This window comes from Kutzneria kofuensis (genome assembly GCF_014203355.1).
GTDB classification, from domain to species: domain Bacteria; phylum Actinomycetota; class Actinomycetes; order Mycobacteriales; family Pseudonocardiaceae; genus Kutzneria; species Kutzneria kofuensis.
Window position 1 is genome coordinate 655,302 of record NZ_JACHIR010000002.1, and the last position, 24,515, is coordinate 679,816.

A 24,515-nucleotide genomic window follows, 5' to 3' on the forward strand; every position below is an offset into this window, starting at 1 on the left:
CTTTAGACGGAAAGCAGGACGCGACCGAACGGCCCACCCTCGATCAGGTGCCGCTGCGCTTCGGCGGCCTCCGCCAGCGGGAACACCCGGTCGACGATCGGGTTGATCTCCTTCTGCGCCAGCAATTCCAGCAACCTTGAGTTACCGGCGTTGACCTGCTCCGGGGTGAACAGGGCGAACCGGAAGCCGTGAATGTGAGCGTTCTTCCAGATCAGGTCGGTGACGTTGATCGTGCTCGTCATGCCGGCCGCGTAGCCGATGCTGACGAGCGACCCGTCGACCGCGAGCGCGCCGAGCGCCTCGCCGGTGATCGCGCCACCGACACCGTCCAGCACGACATCGACGCCCTTGCCGTCGGTGAGCCTTGCCACGCCGTCGCGCAGCGACTCCCGGGACAGGTCGATGACCTCGAAGCCGGCCTCGCGGCCGAGCGCGGCCTTGGCGCTGGAGGTGGCGGTGGTGAAGGCACGGGACGCGCCGAGCACCCGGGCGACCTCGACGCCGCCCTGCCCGACCGCTCCCCCGACACCGGGCGCGAGCACGGTCTGGCCGGCACGGAAGCCGACCACGTCGGTGAGGGCGAGCAGCGCGGTCAGCTGGCCGGAGCCGGTGGTCAGGGCGGCGGCCGCGATGTCGTCGACGGCGTCCGGGATCGGCACGAGGTGCGCCGGGTCGACGGCGACCAACTCGGCCCAGACTCCGTCGACGGCGAGGCCGTACCGGCCGTTGCCCAGCGCCACTCTGGCGCCGACCGACAGGCCCGAGCTACCGGGCTCGACCAGCACGCCGACGCCGCTGGCGCCGGGGATCACCGGGAACGGCTTGACCGCGCCGTCGGGGAGTTTGCCCAGCCTGGCGGTGTTGTCGAGGGGGCTGACGCCGGCCACGGTGATGCGGACGACCGCCCACCCGTCGCGGGCCGCGGGCTCGGGCACGGTGGCGAGGTCGAGGACGTCGTAGTCGCCGAAGCGGTGGTACTGGATGGCACGCATGTCGGGCTCCTCGGTCGTGGATGAAATAACCGTATCACTTTTACCTCTTTCACTCGTCCGGTCAGACGTTGTCGGCCGCCGTCGACTGAGGGACGTTGGTCACATGACCGACGAGACCGACGTGCTGATCGTCGGCGGCGGCCCCGTCGGGCTCACCGCCCGTGCGCTGCTGGCCCGCTGGGGCGTGCGGACCCTGCTGGACTCCGACTGCGCGCCGGGGTTCCCCACGGTCGCCGTCGAAGAAGCTCACCGTCGACTTGTCGGCCCGGGATCGATCGCGTTGAGCGCGTCCAGGGCCGCAGCAGAGATCTGGTCGTCGAGCACGATCGAGCGCAGGCCGGTCGGCTTGGTGAGCCGCTCGTCCCGTTCCAGCAGCGCCAACACCCGGGGCCGCAGGCCTTTCGCCGGCGGCCCCAGCTCCGCGACCGCCCGGAGGGCCTCCAAGATCACGGGCTCGTACTCGGGGGCGTCCAGGGCGTGCGCCAGCACGGCCAGGGTGAGTTCGGTGTCGCCGCACGCCACGACGATCTCCGGCACGCCGAACATGCCCCACCGATCCCTGTTGTCACGCACCCACTTCTCGGCCCGCGCCAGCACCGGAGCTCGCTCGGCCGGATCGAGCAGCGCGGCCGAGCGCACAAACGCGTGCGCGAAGCGCCAGTCATCCGGTGCCCCAAGGCCGTCGAGCACCTCGCGCAGCACTGCCTTGTCGCCGGTGACCAGGCAGTGCACCCGCGCGGCCCACAGCGCCAGCCACTCGTCGTCGACGACCCGGACCAGCGCCTCGATCCACGGTCCCAGGTGCGCGGCCGCCGAACCCACGCCCTCGAAGACCATCAGCGCCGGTTCGGGCCGCTTCGACGCCAGCATCAGCGTCAGCGCGTCCTCCGCGCCGTAACCGGCCGGGCCGCACGCGGCGAGGGCTCGCCAGAGCTGATACTGCACCGAAGTCGGTTCAGGGCCACACTTTTCGAGTACGGCGTGCAGCACCGGCACCACGCGTTCCGGGTAGCGCGGCGCACATTCCTTCGCCATGTCACCGAGATCCGGTTCGAAGCCGGACGCGTGGTAGTAGCCGAACTTGTCGCCGTTCTCCTTGACGGCACGGAGAACCGACGGCACGGCACGCTCGTCGCCCTGGCGTACCAACGCCCAGGTCGCGGCCTCCTCGACGGCCTGGTCCCCGTCCCCGAGCAGATGGGCGAGCCGGTCCGCATAGGGAATGCCCGCCTCGCCGACGGCCGCGAGCAGGTCGGCGGCCAGCGTCCGGACCTGCGTATCGTCGTTGTACAGCAACTGTCCGAGCAGCGGCAGCAACGACCTCGTGGCCGAGCGTGACTTCGCCATCACGTCGCCGGCCGCTTCGAGCGCACCGGCCAACACGCCACCGGTGCCCTGCACGAGCAGCGGCCGGATGATCTCCATTCGCGCGGTGACGTCGTCGTCCGGGCAGAGCGCCTGGACCAGCCGACGCCCGTTGCCGCTCCACGCCGCATAGGCCCCGCGGGGTAGGTTCGACGCGAGGGCGGCGTCCACCAATTCCTGTGCTGGCACCGATTCACGGTCCAACATGCGGCGTGCCATCAGGTTCGCCAGTCGCAGCGGCTCGTCCGACACCGCGGCGAGTCGCAGCACGGCGGTCCGGCCGGCCAGGGCGCCCTCCAGCCGCGACTTGACCCGGATCGTCAGCTCCTTCTCCCGCGCGTCCCGTGCCACCAACGCTTTCTCGACTTCCTCGGCACGGGGCGACAACGCGGCGTACTGCCACAGCAGCGTGAGGGCTTCCCTGCGCACGTTGGCATTGCGCTCCTTCGCCAGCGCGATCACCTTGTCGTGCAGGGAAAGCAGCGCCTCCCGGCAGGCGATAGCATCCGGGTCCGACCGCCACCTCCGGTCGTTCAGCCTCATCACGAGCCGGCCGAGCATCTCCACGACGTCGGCCCGAATCCGGATCTTCGGCGTCCCGACGAGCTCGATGAGGTACGGCACCGTCGGCGCGCTCGCCGAGCAGATTCCCCCGTCCAGCGGGAAAAGCGCGCCCTCGATGCCGTCCAGCTGCTCGCGCATGTTCCAGTTGCTGGCCAGGGCCCGCAGCCGGCGCGGGATGTCGGACGCCTTGCCGTAGGCGTGCCGGAGCTGCGCCCACGGGATGTCGTCGAGCCCGTCCAGGGGCGTGTACTGCTCGCTCGCCACCGTCAGGACACCGGCGCGAGCAGGATCCACAGTGGACCATCGGCCACCGGCACGGCGTTGCCGGCGGCGTCGGCGAAGATCGTCGCGTCGGTGCGGCTGGGCCGGGACCAGGTGGCCTGGAACGACTTCCCGTCCCGGAACACGGTCGCGGGTCCGCTGCCGACGGTGACCCCGACCGGCGACGGATTGCCCGCCGCGTCACCGGGAACCGTGCCGGCGCGGGTTGTGACCTTCTCCACCACCACGGTCGCCGCGCCGACCCGGCCGCCGTCGGTCGTGGTCAGCGGGCTGCCGTCCATGGAGATCAGCCACTTCTGGTCCGACCACTCGAAGTCGAAGCCGACCGACGCCACCTGCTCGTGCTGCTTGGTCACCGGCGTGCCGCCGGCCGGCGCGGGCCCGGTCTGCTCCGGCGTGACGGTGCCGGCGCCCTTGGGCAGCTTGTCCGGGTGCACGAACAGGTCGTGCGGCGACTGCCGGCTGCTGTCCCGGAAGTACGCGGTGGGCACGGCGCTCTGGCAGCCGGTCTCCATGCCGGCGTTGCGCAGCAACGGCGCCAGCTGCGGGGCCGAGCCGGAGCACGCCAGCGTCGGCCGGCCGTACTGGCCGAGCAGGTCGATGTCCGTCTCACGGGCGCTGCGCACCGGGCCGATCACCGGGGGCAGCTTGCCCAGGTACACCGCCGCGATCCGGGTCAGGCCGCCCTCGACCGGCTCCACGTAGACCACATCCGCCATGGTCAGGCCGGTCTGCGGCCGGGCCGCCGCGACGTTGTCGATCTTCACGACCAGGGCGGATCCCGCTGGCACCGCCGTCGTGGTCGTCGGTTCGGGCGCGGCGGACCGGCCCGAGCAGGACGAGACCAGCAGCAGCACCGCCGCGGCGGGCACCAGCCAGATTCGCGCCATGCCCCCATCTAACGCCATCCGGGCCCGCCACGGCCGTGCCGATCACACGATCAGGTCACCCGTGGTGGCCGCCGCCACCGCCGTCGAAACCGCCGCCGAAGCCCCCGCCGTCGTGGTGCCCGCCGAAGCCGCCGCCGTCGTGGTGGTGTCCGGTGTGGCCGCCGAAGACGCCGTGGTGGTGATGGTGGCCGGTGGTGTTCTCAACGCCGGGCACGAAGTAGCTGTCGTTGATGTTCGGCCGGCGCCGGCCACCACGGGCCGCCGCCGCGATGCCGGCGATGAGAAGGGTGATGCCGACCAGGATGAGCAGGCTGAACGCCATGACGTCACCTCCTGCGGTCGCGTCGGCGGTGTCCCCCTGACCCCGGGTCCGCGACCTGTGACATCGGAGTGTTCTCCCTGTCGTGGCCCGGAATCCACGGACTTGAGCAAGGTTTGATCCGGCGATTTGATTTCAATTGTCACTGAAGTTGTAGTGCTAGAATCCCAGATGGAGGCGCCAGGATCGTGAACCGCGGGCCGCCCCGCCGCGTATCGAACCGTGTCAGTGCACAACAGTGCGATCATGCAACGATCCATTGTGGAGCGTGGATGATGACGGTACGGACGATTCTGGGCGTGTGCGGTGTGGTCGCCGTGCTGTCGACGGCGGCCTGCGGCAGCACGCAGGTGGGCATGACCGCCGCGCCGGCGACCACGGCGCCGGCGTTGACCGACACCCGGTACGGGCCGCTCAGCGCGGCCGACATGAAGCTGATGACGCTGGTCCAGGAGACCAGCATCCGCGAGATCACGCTGTCCCAGTGGGCCCTGCAGCGGTCGACGAACCCGCAGGTCAGGGCGGCGGCGCAGATGATCGTCACGCAGCACGTGCAGCTGCAGAAGGAGGACCTGGCCGCCGCCGCCAAGCTGGGCGTCACGCTGCCCGACCGGCCCAGCGCCGACATGCAGGTCGGCATCGACCGGATGTCGCAGGAGAGCGGCAAGACCTTCGACACCGACTACGCCAACTCGCTGCGGCAGGCCCACGGCGAGGCGTTCATCCTGATCGCGCAGGTGCGCGCCGACACCCGCAACTCCGTGGTCCGGCCGCTGGCCGACTCCGCCAACGACTTCATCAAGATGCACATCCAGGTGCTGGAGAAGACCGGCGACGTGGACTACTCGCAGCTGCCCGTCCCCGACGCGTCCTAAGGCAGCAGTCGCTCCCGGTGGTGTTCCTCGTGCAGGTCACGACGGCGCGCGTGCAGCAGCTGCGCCAGCGTGATCACGCCGAGGTGGTTCGCCGGGTCGTCGCGGTCGACGACCGGGGCGCTGGTCACGTAGGCCTCGGCCAGCTTGTTGGCCACCTCGCGCAGCGTCTCGTCCGGATGCACGACCACGCGGACCGGCGCCGGCATCTCCGCCTGGGGCTCCGGCGTCATCACCTCGTGCGCGAAGAACGTCTCGAGTGGATCGGTCGTGTACTCGCGGGTCAGGTGCAGCCGGCGGCGGGCGATCTTCTCCGTGAGCACGGATCGCTTGAGCAGCAACACCGACAGCGCGTACGCCGACACCGACGCCACCACCAGCGGCAGCAGGTAGCTCCACGCGTGCGTCAGCTCCAGCGTGAAGACGATGCCCGTCAGCGGGGAGCGCATCACGCCGCCCACGACCGCCGCCAGGCCGCAGGTCGCCCAGAAGCCGGGCGTGAAGTGCGGCAGCAGGCCGCTTTCCGCCGCGCCGAGCGAGGCGCCGATCATGAACACCGGCGCGAGCACGCCGCCCGAGGTGCCCGAGCCCAGCGACAGCGACCAGATCGCCGTCTTCACCACCAGGATGCCGACGATCAGCGCCTGCGTGGCGTGGCCGGTCAGCAGCTGGTCGATCACGTCGTAACCGACGCCCAGGGCCCTCGGCTCGATCAGGCCGCCGACGCCGATGACCAGGCCGCCCAGCGCCGGCCACCACATCCAGTGCACCGGCAGGCGGGCGAACAGGTCCTCGGCGAAGTAGACCAGCGCCGTCGCGCCGATCGCCAGCAGGCCGCCGGTCAGGCCCGGGACCAGCGCCAACGCGTCGAACGCCGGTCCCGGTGCGGACGCCGGCGCCGGCACTGCGAACACCGGGTCCGTGCCTAGCATGACACCTCGCAGGACGGTGCTCACCACCACCGCCGCCCCGACCGGGATCAGGCTGCGCGGCCGCCACTCGAACAGCAGCAGCTCCACCGCCAGCAGGACCGAGGCCAACGGCGCGTTGAACGTCGCCGCCATGCCGCCCGCCGCACCCGCCACCAGCAGCGTCTTGCGTTCGTCGGCCGACAGTTTGAGCGTCTGGGCCAGGATCGAGCCCACCGCCCCGCCGGTCATGATGATCGGGCCCTCCGCGCCGAACGGGCCGCCCGTGCCGATGCTGATCGCCGCCGACACCGGCTTGAGCACCGCCACCCTCGGCGCCACCCGGCTGCCACCGGTCAGGATCGCCTCGATCGCCTCCGGCATGCCGTGGCCGCGGATCTTCTCCGAGCCGTAGCGGGCCATCAGGCCGATCACCAGTCCGCCCGCCGCCGGCGCCGCCAGCACCAGCCACCACGGGTGGTGCACCGCGCCCGGCGCCACCAGGTCCGTCGCCAGCCGCTGGTAGAACACCGCGTTGGTGATCAGGCCGATCAGCCGGAGCAGCAGGAAGGCCGCCACCGCCGCCGCCCCGCCCACCGCGAGCGCGATCCCGGTGATCACCAACACCCGGGGCCGAACCTGGAAGTCACCGAGCCTGGCGGCTGACTGTTGCATACAGTAACCATTGCTTAGTGCAACAGATCGCGTCAAATCACGGTGGCCGAGCTCACGGTCGGGGTCATTCCGGGTCCAGCATCGGGAACAGGCGGGCGACCACCGCCACCGGCGCCGCGTCCGCCGGACGCGCGGCCGGCAGCGTTTCGCGGTGACGGAACAGGGCGATCACCGAGCGGATCGCGTCGCCCATCGCCGCCATCTCCTCCGGCGTCAGGTAGACGACCTCACTGAACGCCTCGTCGTCGCGCCACTCCACCGGGGCCTGCCCGCGGTTGTCGCGCCAGCGCTGGTAACTCTCGTCCTCCAGCCGCCGGTTCAGCTCTCCCAGCTCCGGGTCCGGCTTCGGCTTCGGGCCTTGGGCGAGCCGCCAGGGCCGGGCCCGTCCCGTCGTCCCCGGCACGTCCTCGACCAGGCCCTGCTCCGCCAGCTTGCGCAGGTGGAACGAATACAGCCCGGTGTTGCCGCCGAGCTCTCGCGCCGCGTCCGTGGACGTCAGCTCGTCACGGGTGCGCAGCAGCTCCAGCAACGCCTCCCGCACCGGGTGGTTCTCCATATTTGCAAACTCTAGCTTGTTTGCAAACTCGCTGCCAACCGCCCTACCCTGCTCGCCATGACCGTGCTGCCCGTACGCCTGTTCGGCGACCCCGTGCTCACCCAGCCCGCCGCCCCCGTCACCGACTTCGACCGCGAGCTGCACAAGCTCGTCAAGGATCTGCACGACACCCTCGAGTCCCAGCGCGGCGCCGGCCTTGCCGCTCCCCAGCTGGGCATCAGCCGCCGGGTCTTCGTCTTCGACATGGGCGACACCCGTGGCCACCTCGTCAATCCCACCCTGCGCTTCCCCGACGAGGAGGAGCAGGACGGACCCGAGGGCTGCCTGTCCATGCCCGGCCTCTACTTCGACACCAAGCGCCGTCTCAACGTCGTCGCCAAGGGCTACACCATGCACGGCGACCCTTTGCAAATCGTCGGCGCCGGCGAGCTGGCCCGCTGCCTCCAGCACGAGACCGACCACCTCGACGGCGTGCTGTTCATCGACCGCATGGACTCCCGACGCCGCCGCGCCGCCCTCCGCGAGATCCTCGCCGCCGACTGGAACTCCCCGCCGACCGTCAAGGTCTCCCCGCACTCCGGAGCCTTCTGGGGTCAGCGGTAGAGCCGCCGACGCGATCAGAACAGGCGGCCGAGGTCCTCGGCGGGCGGCTCCTCCAGCGAGAGCAGGAACCGCTTGCGGGAAAGGCCGCCGGCGTAGCCGGTGAGACGGCCGTCGGCGCCGACGACTCGGTGGCACGGCACGATGATGCTGATGGGGTTCCAGCCGTTGGCGTTGCCGACGGCCTGAGCGCCGCCGGGGTCGCCGAGGGCGACGGCGAGTTGACGGTATGTCCGCGTCTCGCCGTAGGGGATCTTGAGCAGCTGCTCCCAGACGGCCAGTTCGAACGCGGAGCCACGAGGGGCCAGTTCGAGCGAGAAGCGGGTCCGTGTGCCGGCGAAGTACTCGCCGAGCTGGGTGATGGCGTCGTCGAAGCCGGAGTCGTCGCGTGGCCCGACGGGCACCCGAGGAGGCCGGCTGTGCCCGTCGAAATACAGCCCGATCAACGCGGCGCCGTCGGCGACCAGCGTCAGGGAGCCGACGGGCGAGTCCGTGACCGTGTGCCGAACGCCCATGGCCCCACACTAGCGACCACCATCGCGACGGCGATCGCGCCGATGGCCAGCCAGTCGACCCACGCGAGCCGCTGCCCGAGCACGACAAACCCGACCAAGGCGGCCAGCACCGGGTTGACGCTCATGAACAGCCCGAAGAACTGGGCCGGCACGCGCCGCAGCGCGAACACATCGACCAGGAACGGGATGGCCGACGACAGGACGCCAGCGGTCAGCGCCTCGCCGAGCGAGTACGCGGTCGGCGGATGCAGAACCAGCACGATGAGTCCGATCGGCACGTACACGAGCGCCGAAACCAGTGCGGCGGCAGCGGATCCCTGGGCACCGGGGAGCCGCTGCCCGACAGTCCGGTTGAGCAGGATGTAGCACGCCCAGCAGGCGGCGGCGAGCAGCGCCAGGCCGATGCCGAGGTAGTCGGTGCTGGGCTGCGGACGAGCGAGCACCATGGCGGCGGGGGCCGCAACCAAGGCGCACCCCACGTCGGCCAAGCGCCGCGAACCGGCCACCGCCACGGCGACGGGTCCGAGGAACTCCAACGTCACGGCGAGACCGAGTCCGATGCGGTCGATCGCCGTGTACAGCGACAGGTTCATCGTCGCGAACACCAATGCCAGCGCCAGCACGGGCCGCCACTCGTACCCGGTGAACGACCGTAATCGCGGGCGGCCCGCCGCGAGCAGCACCGCGCCGGCCACCCACTGCCGCACCGCGACCACCCCGGCCGGCCCGATCACGGGAAATGCCAGCGCCGCCGTGGCCGCGCCGACCTGGCTGGACAGCGCGCCGCCCAGCATCATCGCCATTCCCCCGACGCGATCCGTCGTCATGCCGGCAGCCTGCGCCGCGCCGACGCATACGCAAAATGCATGCGACACGCCATCTATACGCTGGAGTCATGGATCTCGAACTGCGTCAGCTCCGCTGCCTGGTCGCGATCGTGGACACGGGCACGTTCACCGACGCCGCCATCGAGTTGGGCGTTTCGCAGGCGGCGGTGTCGCGCACGCTGTCCGCCCTCGAACGCGTGCTCGGCGTCCGCCTGCTGCACCGCACCAGCCGTTCCGTCACGCCGACGACCGCCGGCGTGCAGGTCCTGGCCCGCGCCCGGCAACTGCTGGCCGAGGCCGACAACCTGGTCCGCGAGGCCACGACCGGCCACACCCGGCTCCGCATCGGGCACGCCTGGTCGGCGGTGGGCCGGCACACCGGCGAGTTCCAGCGCCGCTGGGCGGCCCGCCATCCCGGCGTCGAGCTGATGTTCATCCGCACGAACACGCCGACCGGCGGCCTCGCCGAGGGCCTGTGCGACCTCGCGATCGTCCGCACGGCGATCGACCGCGAGCGCTATTCGCACGCGACCGTCGGCAGCGAACCCCGCTACTGCGTGATGGCCGCCGACGATCCGTGGGCCAAGCGAAGATCCATCACGCTGGCCGAGATCGGCGACCGCGTGCTGATGGTCGACCGCCGGACCGGCACGACCACCGCCGACCTGTGGCCGGCGGACAAGCGGCCCCGGCTCGAACCCACGAACGATGTCGACGACTGGCTCGCCGCCATCGCCGCCGGGCGCTGCGTCGGGATCACGCCGCAGGCGACGGTCACCCAGTACCGCCGCGACGGCATCGTCTACCGCCGGGTCCGCGACGCGCCGCCGGTGCCAGTGCACCTGATCTGGCGCCGGCACGACCCGCATCCCGCCACGCACGCGGCGATCGCTCTGCTCACCGAGCTGTACCAGGACTCACCAGGAACCGCACACCGATGACGCCGACCGCGCGGCGGACACGACAGCGGTCCACGGCGGCAGGCACTCGCCGAACACGGGCCGCTGCAACCAGCGCCGCTCCCCCGCGCCGCCCGCGTCGGGCAACGGGATCACGGTGCCGACGGGCAGCCAGCCCACCTGGATCCGCACCAGGTCGGCCCAGGTCGCCGGGCGCAGCTGGGTCCGCGCCTGGGTTATGAAGATCCACTCGCGGTGCCGGCCGACCGACAGGATGATCGGCGCGCGCAGCAGGCAGCGGGTCAGGATGCCGTTCACCTCGGCCGCGAAGCCGGCGCGCATGATCAGCGCGTCCGCGGTGTCGCCGACGACGATGTGGTCGCCGGCGAACAGTTGGACCTCGGAACGGGTGTTGGCGACAGCGGTCATGGTGCCTCTCCCAACGACCAGGGTTGGCTACCGCGTTGGTCGAGGATGCGCGCGAAGCAGGACCGCGTGATCACCGAACGCCGCGCGGAAGCGCGACCGGGGACTTCACTTGAGCACTCCACGGGTGCAGGGCTTGTCGGACCGGCAGAATCTAGGCCCGCGGCGGCGATGAAGTCGAGGCGAGCACACCACTACTCGGGGAATCCCTGGAAACACCGCTCCCCGGCGGCAGTGATCGGGTAGACCTGTGTCGTGGGGAGCATTCGGGTAGACCTGCTCAGGCCGTTGCTGACGTCCGTGGGCCACCACGACGCCGACCGCCCGGCGGTCAGCGACGGCCGCCGCACTCTGACCTACGGCGAACTGCGTGGCACCGGGTGCCTCGACGTCGAACGCGGCGACCGGGTGCTGATCCACATCGGGAACCGCGTCGAATTCGTCGAATACCTGCTGGCGGCGCTGCGGTCGGCGGCGATCGCGGTGCCGGTGAGCGTGCGGGCGACGGTGGCGGAACTCGCGCACATCGCCCGGGATTCCGGCGCCACCCTGATCGTCACCGAGGCCAGGAACGCGGATCTGGTGCGGCGCCTGAACTTGCGGACGGTGATCGTCGAGGACGGGCCGGCATGGCGTGAGCCGCGCGACGAGCTCGGTGTGGACGAACCTTGCTGGCTGCTCTACACATCCGGCACGACCGGCCGCCCGAAGGGCGTGCTGACCACGCAGCGCGCGATGCTGTGGTCGACGGCCGCGTGTTACGCGCCGACGTTCGGTCTGTCCGAACAGGACACGATCGTCTGGCCGCTACCGTTGCACCACGCGTACGCGCTGTCGCTCGCGATCGTCGGTTCGATCACGGCCGGCGCGCACACCAGGATCGTGGACAGCGACCTGGGCCTCGCCATCGCGCAGCACCCCGGCTGTGTGCTGACCGGCGTGCCGACGACGTATCTCCAACTGCGCCGGGACATCGCGGTCACGCCGCCCAGGCTGTGCCTGTCGTCCGGGGCGCCCTGCACGCCGGCCGCGCGATCCGCCGTGCGAGAGACGTTCGGCGTGCCACTGCTGGACGGTTACGGGAGCACGGAGGCCGGCGGCAAGATCGCGGTGCAGCGGCCGGGCGAGGACGGGCTGACTCCGTTGCCCGGAGTGGACGTCCGGATCGTGGACGACGAGATCCAGGTGCGCAGTCCCGGCCTGATGCTCTGCTACCACGGCCAGCCGACAGCCTCCATCGTGGACGGCTGGTACCACACCGGCGACGTCGGCCGGCTGACTGACGGCAAGCTGGTCATCGAGGGCCGGATCGACGATGTGATCATCTGCGGCGGGCAGAACGTGCACCCGCTGGAGATCGAGTCGGTGCTGCTGGAATCGCCGTCGGTGCGGGACGTGCTCGTGGCCGGCCGGCCGGACGACATGGTCGGCCAGGTGCCGGTCGCGCACATCGTGCCGGCGGACGACGGCTTCGATCCCGAGGCACTGCGTCAACTCTGCCTGCGGCGGTTGTCCCTGCACAAGGTGCCGGTGGCGTTCGAGATCGCCGACATGATTCCCCGCACCGCGTCCGGGAAGCCGCTGCGCCGGCAGTTCGTGGCCAAGCCTGGCCTCGTGGATGTGGTGCGCACCGAGATCGTGGCGCTGTGCGGTCACGACGGCGGCGACCGGTGGCGCGAGCGGCCGTTCACCGATCTCGGGCTGACATCGATGGCTGGCGTCCAATTGCGACATCGGATCGCCGCGCTGACCGGGGTCACGCTGCCGCATTCGCTGGTCTACGACTTTCCCACGCCCGGTGAGGTGATCGCCGAGGTCGAGCGAATCCTGGCCGGCGAGGCGGCGCCGGAACCCCAGGCTCCGCAGCAGGTCGACGACGAGCCGATCGCGATCGTGGCGATGGCCTGCCGGTATCCGGGTGGCGTCCGGTCGCCGGCGGACCTGTGGCGCCTGGTGGCCGACGGCATCGACGCGACCGGCGACTTCCCCACCGACCGCGGCTGGGATCTCGACGGCCTCTACGACCCGGATCCGGACCGCATCGGCGGTTCCACCACGCGGCGCGGCGGTTTCCTCTACGACGCCGCCGATTTCGACGCGGGGATGTTCCGGATCTCGCCGCGGGAGGCGCTGGCGACCGATCCGCAGCAGCGGCTGCTGTTGGAGACGTCGTGGGAGCTGTTCGAGCGCGCCGGTATCGACATGGCCTCGCTTCGGGGCAGCGACACCGGGGTGTTCGTCGGTGTGATGAACGAGGACTACGCGAGCCGGTTCGAGTCGCACGAACTGGAGGCGCGCCTGGGCATCGGCTCCTCGCACGCGGTGGCATCCGGCCGGATCTCCTACACCTTCGGGCTGAACGGGCCGGCGGTCACGGTCGACACCGCCTGCTCGTCGTCGCTGGTGGCATTGCATTGGGCGGCCAGGGCTCTGCGGTCCGGCGAATGCTCGCTCGCGGTTGCCGGCGGGGCGACGGTGATGGCGACGCCCCGCACGTTCCTGGCGTTCAGCCGCCAGCGTGGCCTGTCCCCGGACGGCCGGTGCCGGTCGTACGCGGCGGGCGCCGACGGCACCGCTTGGTCGGAAGGCGTCGGAATCCTGCTGCTGGAACGGCTGTCCGACGCTCGCCGCAACGGTCACCCGGTCCTGGCTCTGCTGCGCGGCTCCGCCGTGAACTCCGACGGGGCGTCGAACGGCCTGACCGCGCCGAGCGGACGGGCCCAGCGAGCCGTGATCCACTCGGCGCTGGCCGATGCCGGTTTGTCCACTGTGGATGTGGATGCGGTGGACGGTCACGGCACCGCGACTCCGCTGGGAGACCCGATCGAGGCGGAGGCGTTGATCGCCACGTACGGCCAGCACCGCGATCGGCCGCTGTGGCTGGGCTCCGTGAAGTCCAACATCGGCCACACCCAGGCCGCCGCCGGTGTCGCCGGCGTGATCAAGATGGTGGAGGCGCTGCGGCACGAGCTCCTGCCGCCCTCCCTGTTCGCCGGTGATCCCAGCCCACGCGTCGACTGGTCCGCCGGGCGGGTGTCCCTGCTCGCCGAGCCACAATCATGGCCGCAATGCGACCGCATCCGCCGCGCCGGCGTGTCCTCGTTCGGCATCGGCGGCACCAACGCCCATGTGATCATCGAGGAAGCACCGGCGACCGATGCCCCGCCACGCAACGAGTTCCCGCCGGCTCCGTGGCTGATCAGCGCCGCTGACGCCAGCGCGTTGCCGGCGGTGGCAGCCGGCCTGCTGGCCGCCGGGGATCAGCTGGATGTGGCCTACACCCTCGCCACTCGCACCGCGCTGGAGCATCGGGCGATGGTACCGGCCGGCGACCTTGCGTCGTTGCAAGCGATTGCGGCGGGCGAGACCGGCGGGCAGAGAGTTCGCGCCGGCGCGAAGGTGGCCTACATGTTCAGCGGCCAGGGTGCCCAGCGGGCGGGCATGGGCAGGGAACTTTCCCGGCTGTTCCCGGTGTTTGCCGAGGCTTTCGACAACGCTTGCGCGGCGATCGGCGGCCCGGTGCGCGAGGTGGCCTTCAGCGGGGAGCTGCTCGATCGGACCGATCACGCACAGGGAGCCCTGTTCGCGTTCGAGGTGGCGGTGTGCCGGCTGCTGGAATCCTGGGGTGCAAGGCCGGACTTCCTGGTCGGGCACTCGATCGGCGAGATCGCCGCGGCGCACGTCGCCGGCGTCCTGGAACTCGACGACGCGGCGGCGTTGGTGGCGGCACGGGGACGATTGATGGCGGCGCTGCCACCCGGTGGAGTGATGATCGCGGTCGATGCGACGGAGGCGGAGATCGAGCCGTTGCTGAGCGATGGAGTCTCCATCGCGGCGATCAACGGGCCGAGATCGCTGGTGCTGTCGGGCAAGGAGGAGGCGGTCGAGGCAATCGCCCAGAGGTGCCGTCGCGGTACGCGGCTCAAGGTCAGCCACGCCTTCCACTCGCCGCTGATCGAGCCGATGCTCGACGAATTCCGGGCCGTGGCGGAGAAGCTCACCTACCACCGGCCGGAGATTCCGCTGATCTCCACGCTCACGGGGCGCGCCGCCGACACCATCGACGCCGACTACTGGGTGCGGCACGCCCGCGAGACCGTCCGGTTCGGCGATGCGCTGACGACGCTGACTCCGGACACCGCGATCTTCCTCGAAGTGGGCCCGGACGCCGTGCTCAGCCGCGCCACGGCGCCGGCGGTCTCGACCACGCACTCCGGGGCGGGCCTGCTCAACGCCCTCGGCGCGCTGAACACCGCCGGCATCGCGATCGACTGGCGGGCCGTGTTCAGCGGCAGCGGCGCCCGGCTCACGGACCTGCCGACGTACCCGTTCCAGCGCACCCGCTACTGGCTCGACCCGAAGCCAACGGCCACAACAGCCGGCCTGCTCGGGCCGGCGTTGAAGGCCCCGGACTCGCCGAGGATCGTGCACGGCGGCTCGATCGGCCTCCGCAGCCACCCCTGGCTCGCCGATCACGTCGTCGGCGGCGAGGCCGTCGTGCCGGCAACGGTGTTCGTCGAGATCGCGCTGCAGGCCGGACAAGCCGTCGAGGAACTGACCATCGAGCGGCCCTTGCGCGTGCGCGACGAGATCCAGCTCCAGGTCGTGATCGACGACCGGCGGATCGACATCTACGCCTTGGCCGGCAACGAGTGGATCCGGCACTCCTCGGGACGTGTCAAGGACCCGGCTCCGGCCCCGAGCCGCGGAGAATGGCCGCCGGTCGACGCCACCGAGCTGGACATCGCCTACGACCTGTTCGGCTACGGCCCCGCATTCCGTGCGGTGACCGCCCTGTGGCGGCGCGGCGACGAGATCTTCGCGGAGGTCGAGGCCGACGCCTTCCCCGTGCTCCTTGACGCCGCCGTGCACGCGACAGCTCTCGCTGAAGGGCCAGCCGCGGCAAGGGTTCCGTTCCTCTGGACCGGTGTGGACCGCTACCGGGCCGGTGCCCGCCGGGCCCGGGTGCGCCTGCTGAAGACGGGCCCGGACACCATCCGGGCCGAGCTTCACGACGACGCCGGCGAACCGATCGCGGTGGTGGAGTCGATGCTCACGCGCCCGTTGCCGGCGTGTCAGACCATGCTCTACCGTCCACACTGGATCGAGGTGCCCCAGACGCCCGCGGACAGCAAGCTCGTCGAGATCACCGGCGACGACTTGAGGGCAATGACCACCAAGGCGCTGGAGGAACTACACGACTGGCAGCAGACCAACGAAAGGCTGCTGCTCGTGACGAGAAACGCCACCGGCCCCGATCCCGACCTCGCCGCCGCGGCCGTGTGGGGACTGGGCCTGTCCGCCGCGGCCGAACACCCCGAGCGGATCACGCTCGTCGACCTCGATGCGACCTTCCCGCTCGACCGCGTCCCCAGCCTGGTCGGCGGCAGCCGCGAACCCCAACTCGCCATCCGGAACGGCGTCCCGCGCGCCCTCCGCGTCACTCGAGCCGTTCCGTCGACGAAACGCCCCATCGATCCCGCCGGCACCGTGCTGATCACCGGCGGCACCGGCGCGATCGGCTCGCTGGTCGCCCGGCACCTCGTCGCCGAGCACGGCATCCGGCACCTCGTGCTGACCAGCCGAAATCCCGGCCCCATCGATGTCGACGCCGACGTCAAGGCCGTCGCCGGTGACGTCGCCGACCGCGTCTTCGTCGACCGCCTGATAGAACAGTGCGATCCCCCGCTGACCGCGGTCATCCACTCCGCCGCCATACTCGACGACGGCGTCCTGGCTGCTCAGACACCGTCCCGAATGGACGCTGTCCTGCGGCCGAAGGCCGACGGCGCCTGGGTTCTGCACGAGGCGACCAAGGACCTGCCGCTGTCGGCGTTCGTGCTGTTCTCCTCCGTTGCCGGCGTCTTCGGCAAGGCCGGGCAGGCCAACTACGCCGCCGCCAACCGATACCTCGACGCCCTCGCGTGCCACCGCCGCGCCCACGGCTTGCCGGCCGTCTCGATGGCTTGGGGCCTCTGGGATGCCGGCCTCGGCGACCAGATATCCGACCTCGCCCGCCGGCGCATCACCGCCGCCGGCATCGCCGGCCTCATCCCCGAACAGGGACTCGCCCTGTTCGACGCCGCCCTCGGCTCGGACGAACCCGTGCTCATCCCGGTCCGATTCGACGGCGCCGCCACGGAACTTCCGGCCGTCGCCGGCCTCCGCCGTGCCACGAAACGCCGCTGGCCACAGCAACCGTCCACAATGGATCTGAAAGCCCTGATCCGGGAGGAGCTTGCCGCCGTTCTCGGACACGACGATCCGACCGAACTCCCCGACGACAAGCCCTTCCCCGACCTCGGCTTCGACTCCCTGACGGTGGTGGAGATCCGGACCCGGCTGGCCGCGCTCACCGGCCTCGACCTGCCGGCCACGCTGCTGTTCGACCGGCCGACCGTCACGGATCTCGCCACCTACCTGGCACAGGCGCGTTAGCGGGTGCGCTCCAGCAGCGCGAACAGGTTCTCCCAGTGCCGCTGCTCGGCGGCGGCGTTGTGGGCGGCGGTGTCGGACATGGTGAAGCCGTGCTCCGCGCCCTCGTACAGCTCGGAGCGGTAGGTGACGCCGGCCTCGTCCAGCGCGGCCTCCAGCGTCTTGATCTGCTCCGCGCTCATCGAGTGGTCGTTGTCGGCGTGTCCGAAGTAGACCTCGCCGGTGATGGACCCGACGGCCAGGTGCGGGCTGTCCGGCTGGTCGGTGGCCAGCCGGCCGCCATGGAAGGACGCGATGGCCTTCACCCGGTCCGGCAGCGCCTCGATCACGCGCAACGCGTTGGTGCCGCCCATGCAGTAGCCGGTGATCACGACCGGCCCCGCCTCGACACCGTCCTGCGCGGCCAGGAAGTCGATGTACTTGGCGGCGTCCCGAACGATCGTCTCGGGCGTCAGGGCGGCGATCAGCGGCATGATCTGCCCGAACAGCGCGCCGCGCTTGTCCGGATCGCCCAGGTCGGCCAGGTCGAACTGCGGTGCCCGACCGCCACGGTAGAGCAGGTTCGGCGCCAGCACGGCGTAGCCGCGGGCGGCGATGCGCTCGGCCATCTCCTCGATCCGGGGCCGCAACCCGAAGGCGTCCATGAACAGAAGCACCCCGGGGCCACCGCCGTCCGGCACCACCAAGTAGGAATCGGCGACGCCGTCCTCGGTCGGCACGTCCACCATGCCCTTGCGCATGTGCTGTCACTCCACTCGCGATTCGGCAACCACGCTGTGCCACCAAACCTACCGTTGCGCGATCAGGACCTTGCCGACCGCGTCGCCGCTCTCCACGAGCCGGTGCGCGGCAGCGACCTCCGCCAGCGGGAACCGGGCGGCGATCGGATGCGTCAGCACACCGTCGGCGAGCAGCCGGTTCACGTGCTCGGTCCCGGCGCGCATCGCCGGCGCCGGCATGGTGAACACCTGCACGGCGCGAATGGTGACATTTCGTCGCATCAACGGGTAGAACGGCAACGCTGGCTCCGTCACGGCGTCCGAGCCGTAGGCGACGATCGTCCCGTTCGTCGCGATCACGGCCGACGTCAACGGAAGATTCGCCCCGAAAGCGACATCCACCACCCGCTGCACGCCGCCGCGGGACAACGCCAGGATCTCCGCCGCGGCGTCGTCCGAGCGGTAGTCGACGACGTGGTCGGCGCCGGCCGCCAGCGCGGCCTTCTGCTTCTCCGGTGTGCTGGCGGTCGCCAACACCGTTGCCCCGCCGTGCTTGGCCAGTTCGATGGCGTAGTGGGCGACCGCGCCCGCCCCGCCGGTGACGAGGACGGTCTTGCCGGCCACGGGGCCGTCGACGAAGACTGCCCGATGTGCCGTCAGAGCCGGCACGCCCAGACAGGCGCCCGCCTCGAAGGAGGTGCCGTCCGGCAAGGGAACCGCCCGTTCCGCCGGCACGACCACGTATTCGGCGGAAGTGCCGTACGGCCGGCCCTGGTTCGCGCAGTGCACCCAGACCCGGCTGCCGAGCCGGGAAGCCGGCACCCGCGGGCCGATCCGGTCGATCACGCCCGCGCCGTCGTCGCCGGGCACGACTCGTGGATCAATCATGGCTCGTCCGCCGGCACCGGCCCGCCGCTTCACGTCGGCCGGATTGACGCCGGTGGCGTGCAGCCGGACCCGGACCTCGCCGATTCCCGGCTCGGGATCGGGAAGTTCCCCCACCACGAGCACGTCCTCGGCGGCGCCGACACGCTCGTACCAGGCGGCCCTCATCTCAGGAACTCCGCCAGCGCCGCCGCGACCAGGCCGGGTTGTTCCAGCGTCTGCATGTGCGGCGTGCCGGGCAGCACCCGGAACTGCGAACCCGGGATCCTCGCCGCGATACCACGCATGATCTCCGGTGTGGTGGAGACGTCGTGCTCGCCGGCGAGCACGAGGGTCGGCAGCCCCAGCCCGGCCAACCTTCCTCGCACGTCAAGGCCCTTGAACGCGCGCCAGGCGGCGGCCCAGTCGGTCGAGTTGCCGCCGAGCACGCGTTCCCGGGCGTACTGCACGCTCTCGCCGTTCACGGCGAGGGCGTTCGCGGTGAACCACCGCGTCAACGACGGGGCGACCTGCGCCGCCATGCCGTCGGTCTCCCCGGACGACGCCCGCCCCTCGAAGGCGTCGAACGGGACGTCGGTGGTCGCCAACAGCGCCAGCGACGCGAACCGCTCGGGCGCGGCCACCGCCGCGGTCTGCGCGATGCCGCCGCCGAACGACAGTCCGACGACGTGCGCCCGTTCCACGCCGATCGCGTCCAGCACGCCGATCAGGTCGCGGGCGGTGTCGGCCATCGTGTACGGGCTCGGCGAACCGGCGGCCATGCCGTGGCCCCGCACGTCGTAGGCGAACACGCGGCGGCCGACGGCGAGGGAGTCCATCACCGGCTCCCACATCTGCCAGTCGAGGCCGAGGGCGTGCACGAGCAGCACCGCCGGTCCGCTGTCGCCGCGCTGCGCCACCACCGTGTCGTGGTCGGCGAGTCGTACCCGGTGCAGCTGGGGCTGGTCGTCGACCACCGTGGTGGTGTCGAGCTGGCGGGGAAAGCCGGTGTCGAGCGACATCCATGTGGCCAGGCCGCGCATCCGTGCGTCGGCCAGCGATGTGACGGTCATGTCTCAACCTTTGTCCCGCCGCCGTGATATGTCCAAGACATGATGGAGCTGATGGTCAGTCGTCGGAGATATCACCATCGACGGCGAGGTCCGGGTGCCCGACCATGAAGTCGATCAACGTCGCCAGCGCGGGGGCCGGTCGCCGGTTGGCCGACCAGGCCAGCGCCGGCGTCCACACGGGCTCCGGGGTCAGCCGGACCACCTGCACCGCCGGCCCCGGCGCCCGGGCCACCGACCTCGGCATGATCGCCGCCGCCAGGTCGACGTTCACCAGCGCCCGCGCCGTGCTGTAGTCGCGGGTCTCGAACCGCACCCGCGGCACCGCCCCCGCCGCGGCCAGCGCGCCGTCGATGATCTCCCCGACCGCCGACCCCGGCGGGTACTTGACCAGGTCGACGCCGTCGAGCTCGGCGACCTTCATCCGGTGCCGCGTGGCCAGCGCCGTGTTCAGGCCCGTCACCAGCACCAACGGCTCCGCGCCGAGCGGATGCGACACCAGGCTCCGGTCGCCCGCCGGCGGCGGGGCCGCCAGCGTCACCACGTCCAGCCGGCCGGCGTGCAGCCCGGCCAGCATCTCGTTGGTGTTCTGCTCCTGCAGCTCGATCTCCACCGCCGGGTAGGTGCTGGAGAACGCCGCGAACACCAGCGCCAACCGGGCCGTCAGCCCCCGCGCCGCCCCGAGCCTGATCCGGCCCCGCACGCCGCCGGCCCACCCGAGCATCTCCTGCTCGACCGCCACCAGATCGGACAGGATGCGCTCGGTGTGGGCCAGCAGGGCCGCTCCCGCCGGCGTCAGCGCCACCTTGTGGTTGTTGCGCTCGAACAGGTCGAGGCCGAGCTGCCGTTCCAGCTTGCGGATCTGCTGCGACAGCGCCGGCTGCGCGATCCGCAGCGCCTCGGCCGCCCGGGTGAAGTGCAGCTCCCGGGCCACCGCCTGGAAGTACTCCAGCTGACGCGAACTGATCATAAGCCGAGTGTCTCACCACCACCGTTGGTGAGATGCGAGCGGCGGCGGCCCTTTGTTCAGGACCGCCGCCGGTTGTTCGGCAACGCTGTCACCGGTTGTTCGGGCAGGCCCTCGCCCGCCGCCGGTCAGACGAGCAGCACGAGCTTGCCGCGGACGTGGCCGGCCTCGCTCTCGTCCTGCGCGGTCGCGGCCTCGGCCAGCGGATACGTGGTCACGGGCAGTGTCAGCTTGCCCTCGGCCGCCAGCGCCACGCCCTCGGCCAGGGCCCCGGGCACCTGCTCCTCCGCGCTGCCCGAGGTGAACCGGACGCCGAGTTCGCCGGCCTTGCCGTCGGCGATGGTGATCACCCGCTCGGTGCCGCCGGTCAGCTCGATCAGCGCCGGCAGACCGCCTCGCCCCGAGGCGTCCAGGGCGGCGTCGATCTGGCCGAGGGCGTCGACCCGGTCGATCAGGCCGTCCCCGTACAACACCGGGATGACGCCGAGCGACCGCAGGTACTCGTGGTTCCGCTCGCTGGCCGTGCCGATCACGGTCAGCCCCCGCGCGATCGCGACCTGGGCGGCGATGCTGCCGACGGTGCCGGCGGCGCCGTCGATGAGCAGGGTCTCCCCCGCGACCAGGTCCAGCAGCGCCAAGGCCCGATAGGCCGTGGTGACGCCGGTGTTCAGGGCGGCGGCGTCGGCCCAGGACAGCCCGGCGGGCTTGGCCACGAGGTTGTTCACCGAGGCCAGGGCCATTTCCGCGTACGAACCGGAGGCAGCGCCGAGCACCTCGTCGCCGACGGTGAACTCGGTGACCTCGGGGCCGACGGCGTCGACCACACCGGCGACGTCCGAACCCGGCACGGCCGGGAACGTGCCCGGCATCGACGGCCCGAACAGTCCCCGGCGGACTTTCCAGTCGAACGGGTTAACGCCGGCGGCCTTCACAGCCAGCCGCACCTGCCCGCGGCCCGGCTCCGGCACCGCACGCTCCCCCAGCGTGAGCACCGAGGAGTCGCCGTGCTCGCGGTACTCGACGGCCCGATACGTGTTCGACATCGACTTGTCGTCCCTTCCGGCTGACTTGCCATGGCCAACCCTGCCGGTTCCGGGCTTGTTCCGCAGTGTTCGGGGTTTGTCGTTCGCCACATCGCGCCCGACACCGAACTTGCCGCCGCGACTACTGCTTCTTCCAGTCGGACCGAGGTGGGGAGCGGATCGTGGACGATGGGCAGTTCGGCAGATCGCTGCGCTTGCAGCGGCAGATCGCGGGGTTGACGCAGCGGGAGCTGGCGGTGCGCGCCGGTGTCAGCGTGCGGACGCTGCGCTACTGGGAGAACGGCAAGATCAACACGCCGCGGATGGCGTCGCGGCAGCAGATCCAGCGGGTCCTGGACGGCGTGCCGCCGAGCAGCGGCGACCAGGTGCGGATCGGCGTGCTCGGCGCGCTGACCGTGCAGGGCCGCAGCCGTGAGTTGGGCATGCTGCGCCCGAAGGCGGCGGCGCTGCTGGGGGTGGTGGCGCTCCAGCCGAACGAGGAGGTCAGCCGGGACGAGGTGATCGACGTGCTGTGGGGCGACACGCCGCCGACCTCGTACCCACGGCTGCTGCGCGGGCACGCCGACGCCGTCCGCCGGATGCTGGGCCAGACGCCGTGGCTGGCGTCCGTCGGCAAGAGCGGCGGCTTCCTGCTCAGGGCCGAGCGCGGCCAGCTCGACCTGCTGGAATTCCGGGCCCTCGCCGGCCGGGCGGCGGCCGCCCGCAGCATGGGCGACCTGGTGCGGGCGTACGAGCTGTACGCGGCGGGCTTCGACTGCTGGCGCGGCGCCCCGCTCGTCGGCTTCGACACCCGGCTGCGCCACCACCCGGCCGCCGTCGCGCTGACGAATCAGCGCGCGGCGGTCGCCATGGAGTACGCCGACCTCGGCCGCCGGATCGGGCGGCACGCCGAGGTCGACGCCCGGCTGCGGCGGTGGGCCCCCTTCACCGCCCCCAAGGCCGCCACTACACCAATCACCCCTTCGAATACTGAGCAGAGAAGAGGAAGGGACGGGACCGAGGGAGCGATGGAGCAGGAAACGGGTAAGGGAGGCAGCGGAAGGGCCGGGGGCGAATAAAGGCGATACCGGAGGCCGCCCCCTCTCAGAGAATCTCGCGCCCCCAGCCACCCGTATCGCCAACCCACAAACCGGCAACCCCCACGCCAAAACCAGCGACCACGCCTCGGCAACTCCCCTACCAGGCCACCTCAGGCGACCGGAAGTACTTCACCCCCATGACGTCCCACCGCTCCCCCTGCGCCCCCAATCGAACCCGATACCCCTCCCACGAATGCGTGCTCCGCGCCGACCATCCGATCTCCGCGATCCCGGGCAGCCGGGGGAACGCCATGTACTGCACGTCGTCCCAGGTCGGGAACACGTCCGTCCACAACGGCGCTTCGACCCCGGCGACGTCGCCCGCCACGCCGGGAACGAACGTCGCCGGATCCCAGTCGTAGGAATCCTGGACACCGTTGTAGCCGGCCCAGTCCTGCCCGATGGGTGTCTGGGCGTCGTACTTCATGTCCAGGTACGTCTTGTCCGCCGGCGCCAGCACGAGCCGGTTTCCCCGCCCCTGCGCGACCTTCGCCAGTGCCTCGTCGTCGGTGGACCCGGCGGTGCCCCAGTAGTCCGCCACCGCCGACCCGGTGAGGTCCGCCGCCTCGACCTGGTGCCAGCCCATCAGCTTCTTCCCGTGCGCGGCAACGATTCCCTGCACTCGGTCCACAAAGTACCGATAGTCCGCCGCGCTCGTGGTCAGCGCCTCGTCGCCGCCGATGTCGATGTAGTCGCCGGGCGTCAGCTCCGCCAACTGCCCGATCACGTCGTCCAGCCACTGGTACGTGACCTCCAGCGGCACGCACAGCGAGCTCCAACCCGGGTTCAGCAGCGGCGGAGCCACGCCGTCGCAGTTCAGTTGCGCATACGACGCCAGGGCCGCGGTGACGTGCCCGGGAGTGTCGATCTCCGGGATGATCGTCACGTGCCGGCTGGCCGCGTACCGCACGATCTCCCGGTAGTCGTCCTGCGTGTAGAACCCGCCCGGCCCGCGGCTCGCGTCGGTGCTGCCGCCGTACCGCGCCAGCCGCGGCCACCCGTTGATGTCGATGCGCCAGCCGTCGTTGTCGCTCAGGTGCAGGTGCAGCGTGTTCATCTTGTACATGGAGATCAGGTCGACGTACTGCTCCACCTGCGCCACGGGGAAGAAATGCCTGGCCACATCGAGCATCGCGCCGCGCCAGGCGTAGCGGGGCGTGTCCTGCACGGTCACGCCACGAACCGTCCACGGTCCACTCTGGACGGTTCGAGCCTCCACCTTCGCCGGCAGCAGCTGACGCAGCGTCTGCACGCCGTAGTACAGCCCCGCCGACGCATGCGCGGCAATCTCAACGCCCAGCGCCGTCACCGTGAGGCGGTAGCCCTCGTCCCCCAAGCTCGACGGCCCGCCCAGATCCAGTCGGATATCCCCCGGCAGCCCAAAAGACGTCACCGGCAACCGGAATCCCGTCGACGGCCGCAGCAATCCCGCCAGGTACTGCCCCGTCTCCGCCGCACCCGCCGGCGCGACGATCCGCGTTGTCGGCCGCAGCGTGAACGTCTGCCCAGGCAGCGTGACGACCGAGGACGGCTCGGGCGCCACCCGAACCGGCGCCGCCGAATCGGGCGCGGCCGACGCGACCGGCGCGAACAGCAGCGCGGCCAGGCAGGACAGCGTCAGGCACAGGAGTTTTCGGGTCATCTCCGA

At 71.1% G+C, this 24,515-nt stretch carries 20 protein-coding genes and 1 pseudogene; 6 read left to right on the forward strand and 15 right to left on the reverse strand.

All coding sequences use genetic code 11. The annotated features are described in order from the left end of the window. Positions 1 to 2: 2 nt before the first annotated feature. Entirely contained in the window at positions 3 to 992 is a 990-nt protein-coding gene (locus tag BJ998_RS42055; protein ID WP_184869708.1) for a quinone oxidoreductase family protein, read from the reverse strand. Between the two features lie 103 nt (positions 993 to 1,095). Between BJ998_RS42055 and BJ998_RS49675 the strand changes: the two are divergent. After that, positions 1,096 to 1,179, forward strand: a pseudogene (locus BJ998_RS49675) (FAD-dependent monooxygenase); the annotation flags it as partial. Positions 1,180 to 1,238: 59 nt separating this feature from the next. Here the strand turns inward: BJ998_RS49675 and BJ998_RS49455 are convergent. From BJ998_RS49455 to BJ998_RS42075, 3 genes are read right to left on the reverse strand one after another with little or no spacing between them, the layout of a single operon-like run. Further along, positions 1,239 to 3,215 carry a HEAT repeat domain-containing protein gene (locus BJ998_RS49455; protein ID WP_184869709.1) on the reverse strand — a complete coding sequence of 659 codons (1,977 nt, stop codon included), beginning with the start codon at positions 3,213 to 3,215 and terminating at the stop codon, positions 1,239 to 1,241. After that, positions 3,188 to 4,093 (reverse strand): DUF3048 domain-containing protein, encoded by a 906-nt coding sequence (locus BJ998_RS42070; protein ID WP_184869710.1) that lies wholly within the window; start codon positions 4,091 to 4,093, stop codon positions 3,188 to 3,190. Before BJ998_RS42070 ends, BJ998_RS49455 begins: the two co-directional genes overlap by 28 nt. A 55-nt stretch (positions 4,094 to 4,148) precedes the next feature. Next, positions 4,149 to 4,415 carry a hypothetical protein gene (locus tag BJ998_RS42075; protein WP_184869711.1) on the reverse strand — a complete coding sequence of 89 codons (267 nt, stop codon included), beginning with the start codon at positions 4,413 to 4,415 and terminating at the stop codon, positions 4,149 to 4,151. Positions 4,416 to 4,684: 269 nt separating this feature from the next. On the opposite strand from BJ998_RS42075, the gene BJ998_RS42080 reads away from it, so the two are divergent. Continuing rightward, positions 4,685 to 5,287: a DUF4142 domain-containing protein gene (locus tag BJ998_RS42080; protein WP_246490008.1), complete on the forward strand. Its 603-nt coding sequence runs from the start codon at positions 4,685 to 4,687 to the stop codon at positions 5,285 to 5,287. Here BJ998_RS42080 and BJ998_RS42085 read toward each other — a convergent pair. Both BJ998_RS42085 and BJ998_RS42090 read right to left on the reverse strand, forming a co-directional pair. Then, positions 5,284 to 6,867 (reverse strand): chloride channel protein, encoded by a 1,584-nt coding sequence (locus BJ998_RS42085; RefSeq protein WP_184869712.1) that lies wholly within the window; start codon positions 6,865 to 6,867, stop codon positions 5,284 to 5,286. The two genes, BJ998_RS42080 and BJ998_RS42085, sit on opposite strands and share 4 nt — an antisense overlap. Before the next feature lie 64 nt (positions 6,868 to 6,931). Then, the gene (locus BJ998_RS42090) at positions 6,932 to 7,423 is read right to left on the reverse strand and encodes a helix-turn-helix domain-containing protein (protein ID WP_184869713.1); all 492 of its coding nucleotides are present in this window, start codon (positions 7,421 to 7,423) and stop codon (positions 6,932 to 6,934) included. A gap of 57 nt (positions 7,424 to 7,480) precedes the next feature. Between BJ998_RS42090 and def the strand changes: the two genes are divergently transcribed. Further along, positions 7,481 to 8,026 (forward strand): peptide deformylase, encoded by a 546-nt coding sequence (gene def / locus BJ998_RS42095; RefSeq protein ID WP_184869714.1) that lies wholly within the window; start codon positions 7,481 to 7,483, stop codon positions 8,024 to 8,026. Between the two features lie 14 nt (positions 8,027 to 8,040). On the opposite strand, the gene BJ998_RS42100 is transcribed toward def, so the two are convergent. After that, positions 8,041 to 8,538 carry a methylated-DNA--[protein]-cysteine S-methyltransferase gene (locus BJ998_RS42100; RefSeq protein ID WP_184869715.1) on the reverse strand — a complete coding sequence of 166 codons (498 nt, stop codon included), beginning with the start codon at positions 8,536 to 8,538 and terminating at the stop codon, positions 8,041 to 8,043. Then, positions 8,493 to 9,365 (reverse strand): EamA family transporter, encoded by an 873-nt coding sequence (locus BJ998_RS42105; RefSeq protein WP_246490009.1) that lies wholly within the window; start codon positions 9,363 to 9,365, stop codon positions 8,493 to 8,495. The genes BJ998_RS42100 and BJ998_RS42105 overlap by 46 nt, the downstream gene beginning before the upstream one ends. 68 nt (positions 9,366 to 9,433) lie before the next feature. On the opposite strand from BJ998_RS42105, the gene BJ998_RS42110 reads away from it, so the two are divergent. Further along, complete coding sequence (locus BJ998_RS42110; RefSeq protein ID WP_184869716.1) at positions 9,434 to 10,306, forward strand: LysR family transcriptional regulator; 873 nt, start codon at positions 9,434 to 9,436, stop codon at positions 10,304 to 10,306. Here the strand turns inward: BJ998_RS42110 and BJ998_RS42115 are convergent. After that, complete coding sequence (locus tag BJ998_RS42115) at positions 10,283 to 10,693, reverse strand: hypothetical protein (RefSeq protein WP_184869717.1); 411 nt, start codon at positions 10,691 to 10,693, stop codon at positions 10,283 to 10,285. The two genes, BJ998_RS42110 and BJ998_RS42115, sit on opposite strands and share 24 nt — an antisense overlap. 252 nt (positions 10,694 to 10,945) lie before the next feature. On the opposite strand from BJ998_RS42115, the gene BJ998_RS42120 reads away from it, so the two are divergent. Further along, complete coding sequence (locus BJ998_RS42120) at positions 10,946 to 17,128, forward strand: type I polyketide synthase (RefSeq protein WP_184869718.1); 6,183 nt, start codon at positions 10,946 to 10,948, stop codon at positions 17,126 to 17,128. Here BJ998_RS42120 and BJ998_RS42125 read toward each other — a convergent pair. From BJ998_RS42125 to BJ998_RS42145, 5 genes are all read right to left on the reverse strand, one after another. After that, on the reverse strand, positions 17,125 to 17,865 hold the full coding sequence (locus BJ998_RS42125; RefSeq protein WP_184869719.1) for a dienelactone hydrolase family protein: 741 nt from the start codon (positions 17,863 to 17,865) through the stop codon (positions 17,125 to 17,127). The genes BJ998_RS42120 and BJ998_RS42125 overlap by 4 nt on opposite strands. A gap of 48 nt (positions 17,866 to 17,913) precedes the next feature. Continuing rightward, positions 17,914 to 18,897: an NADPH:quinone reductase gene (locus tag BJ998_RS42130; RefSeq protein ID WP_184869720.1), complete on the reverse strand. Its 984-nt coding sequence runs from the start codon at positions 18,895 to 18,897 to the stop codon at positions 17,914 to 17,916. Then, positions 18,894 to 19,781: an alpha/beta fold hydrolase gene (locus tag BJ998_RS42135; RefSeq protein ID WP_184869721.1), complete on the reverse strand. Its 888-nt coding sequence runs from the start codon at positions 19,779 to 19,781 to the stop codon at positions 18,894 to 18,896. The genes BJ998_RS42130 and BJ998_RS42135 overlap by 4 nt, the downstream gene beginning before the upstream one ends. A gap of 55 nt (positions 19,782 to 19,836) precedes the next feature. Continuing rightward, complete coding sequence (locus BJ998_RS42140; protein WP_184869722.1) at positions 19,837 to 20,748, reverse strand: LysR family transcriptional regulator; 912 nt, start codon at positions 20,746 to 20,748, stop codon at positions 19,837 to 19,839. A gap of 125 nt (positions 20,749 to 20,873) precedes the next feature. Then, a complete protein-coding gene (locus tag BJ998_RS42145; RefSeq protein WP_184869723.1) occupies positions 20,874 to 21,788 on the reverse strand; it encodes an NADP-dependent oxidoreductase in 915 nt (304 codons plus the stop codon). A gap of 161 nt (positions 21,789 to 21,949) precedes the next feature. Between BJ998_RS42145 and BJ998_RS42150 the strand changes: the two genes are divergently transcribed. Continuing rightward, positions 21,950 to 22,846 carry a helix-turn-helix domain-containing protein gene (locus BJ998_RS42150; protein WP_184869724.1) on the forward strand — a complete coding sequence of 299 codons (897 nt, stop codon included), beginning with the start codon at positions 21,950 to 21,952 and terminating at the stop codon, positions 22,844 to 22,846. Positions 22,847 to 22,964: 118 nt separating this feature from the next. On the opposite strand, the gene BJ998_RS42155 is transcribed toward BJ998_RS42150, so the two are convergent. Next, positions 22,965 to 24,509: a beta-N-acetylhexosaminidase gene (locus BJ998_RS42155; RefSeq protein WP_184869725.1), complete on the reverse strand. Its 1,545-nt coding sequence runs from the start codon at positions 24,507 to 24,509 to the stop codon at positions 22,965 to 22,967. Positions 24,510 to 24,515: the final 6 nt, after the last annotated feature.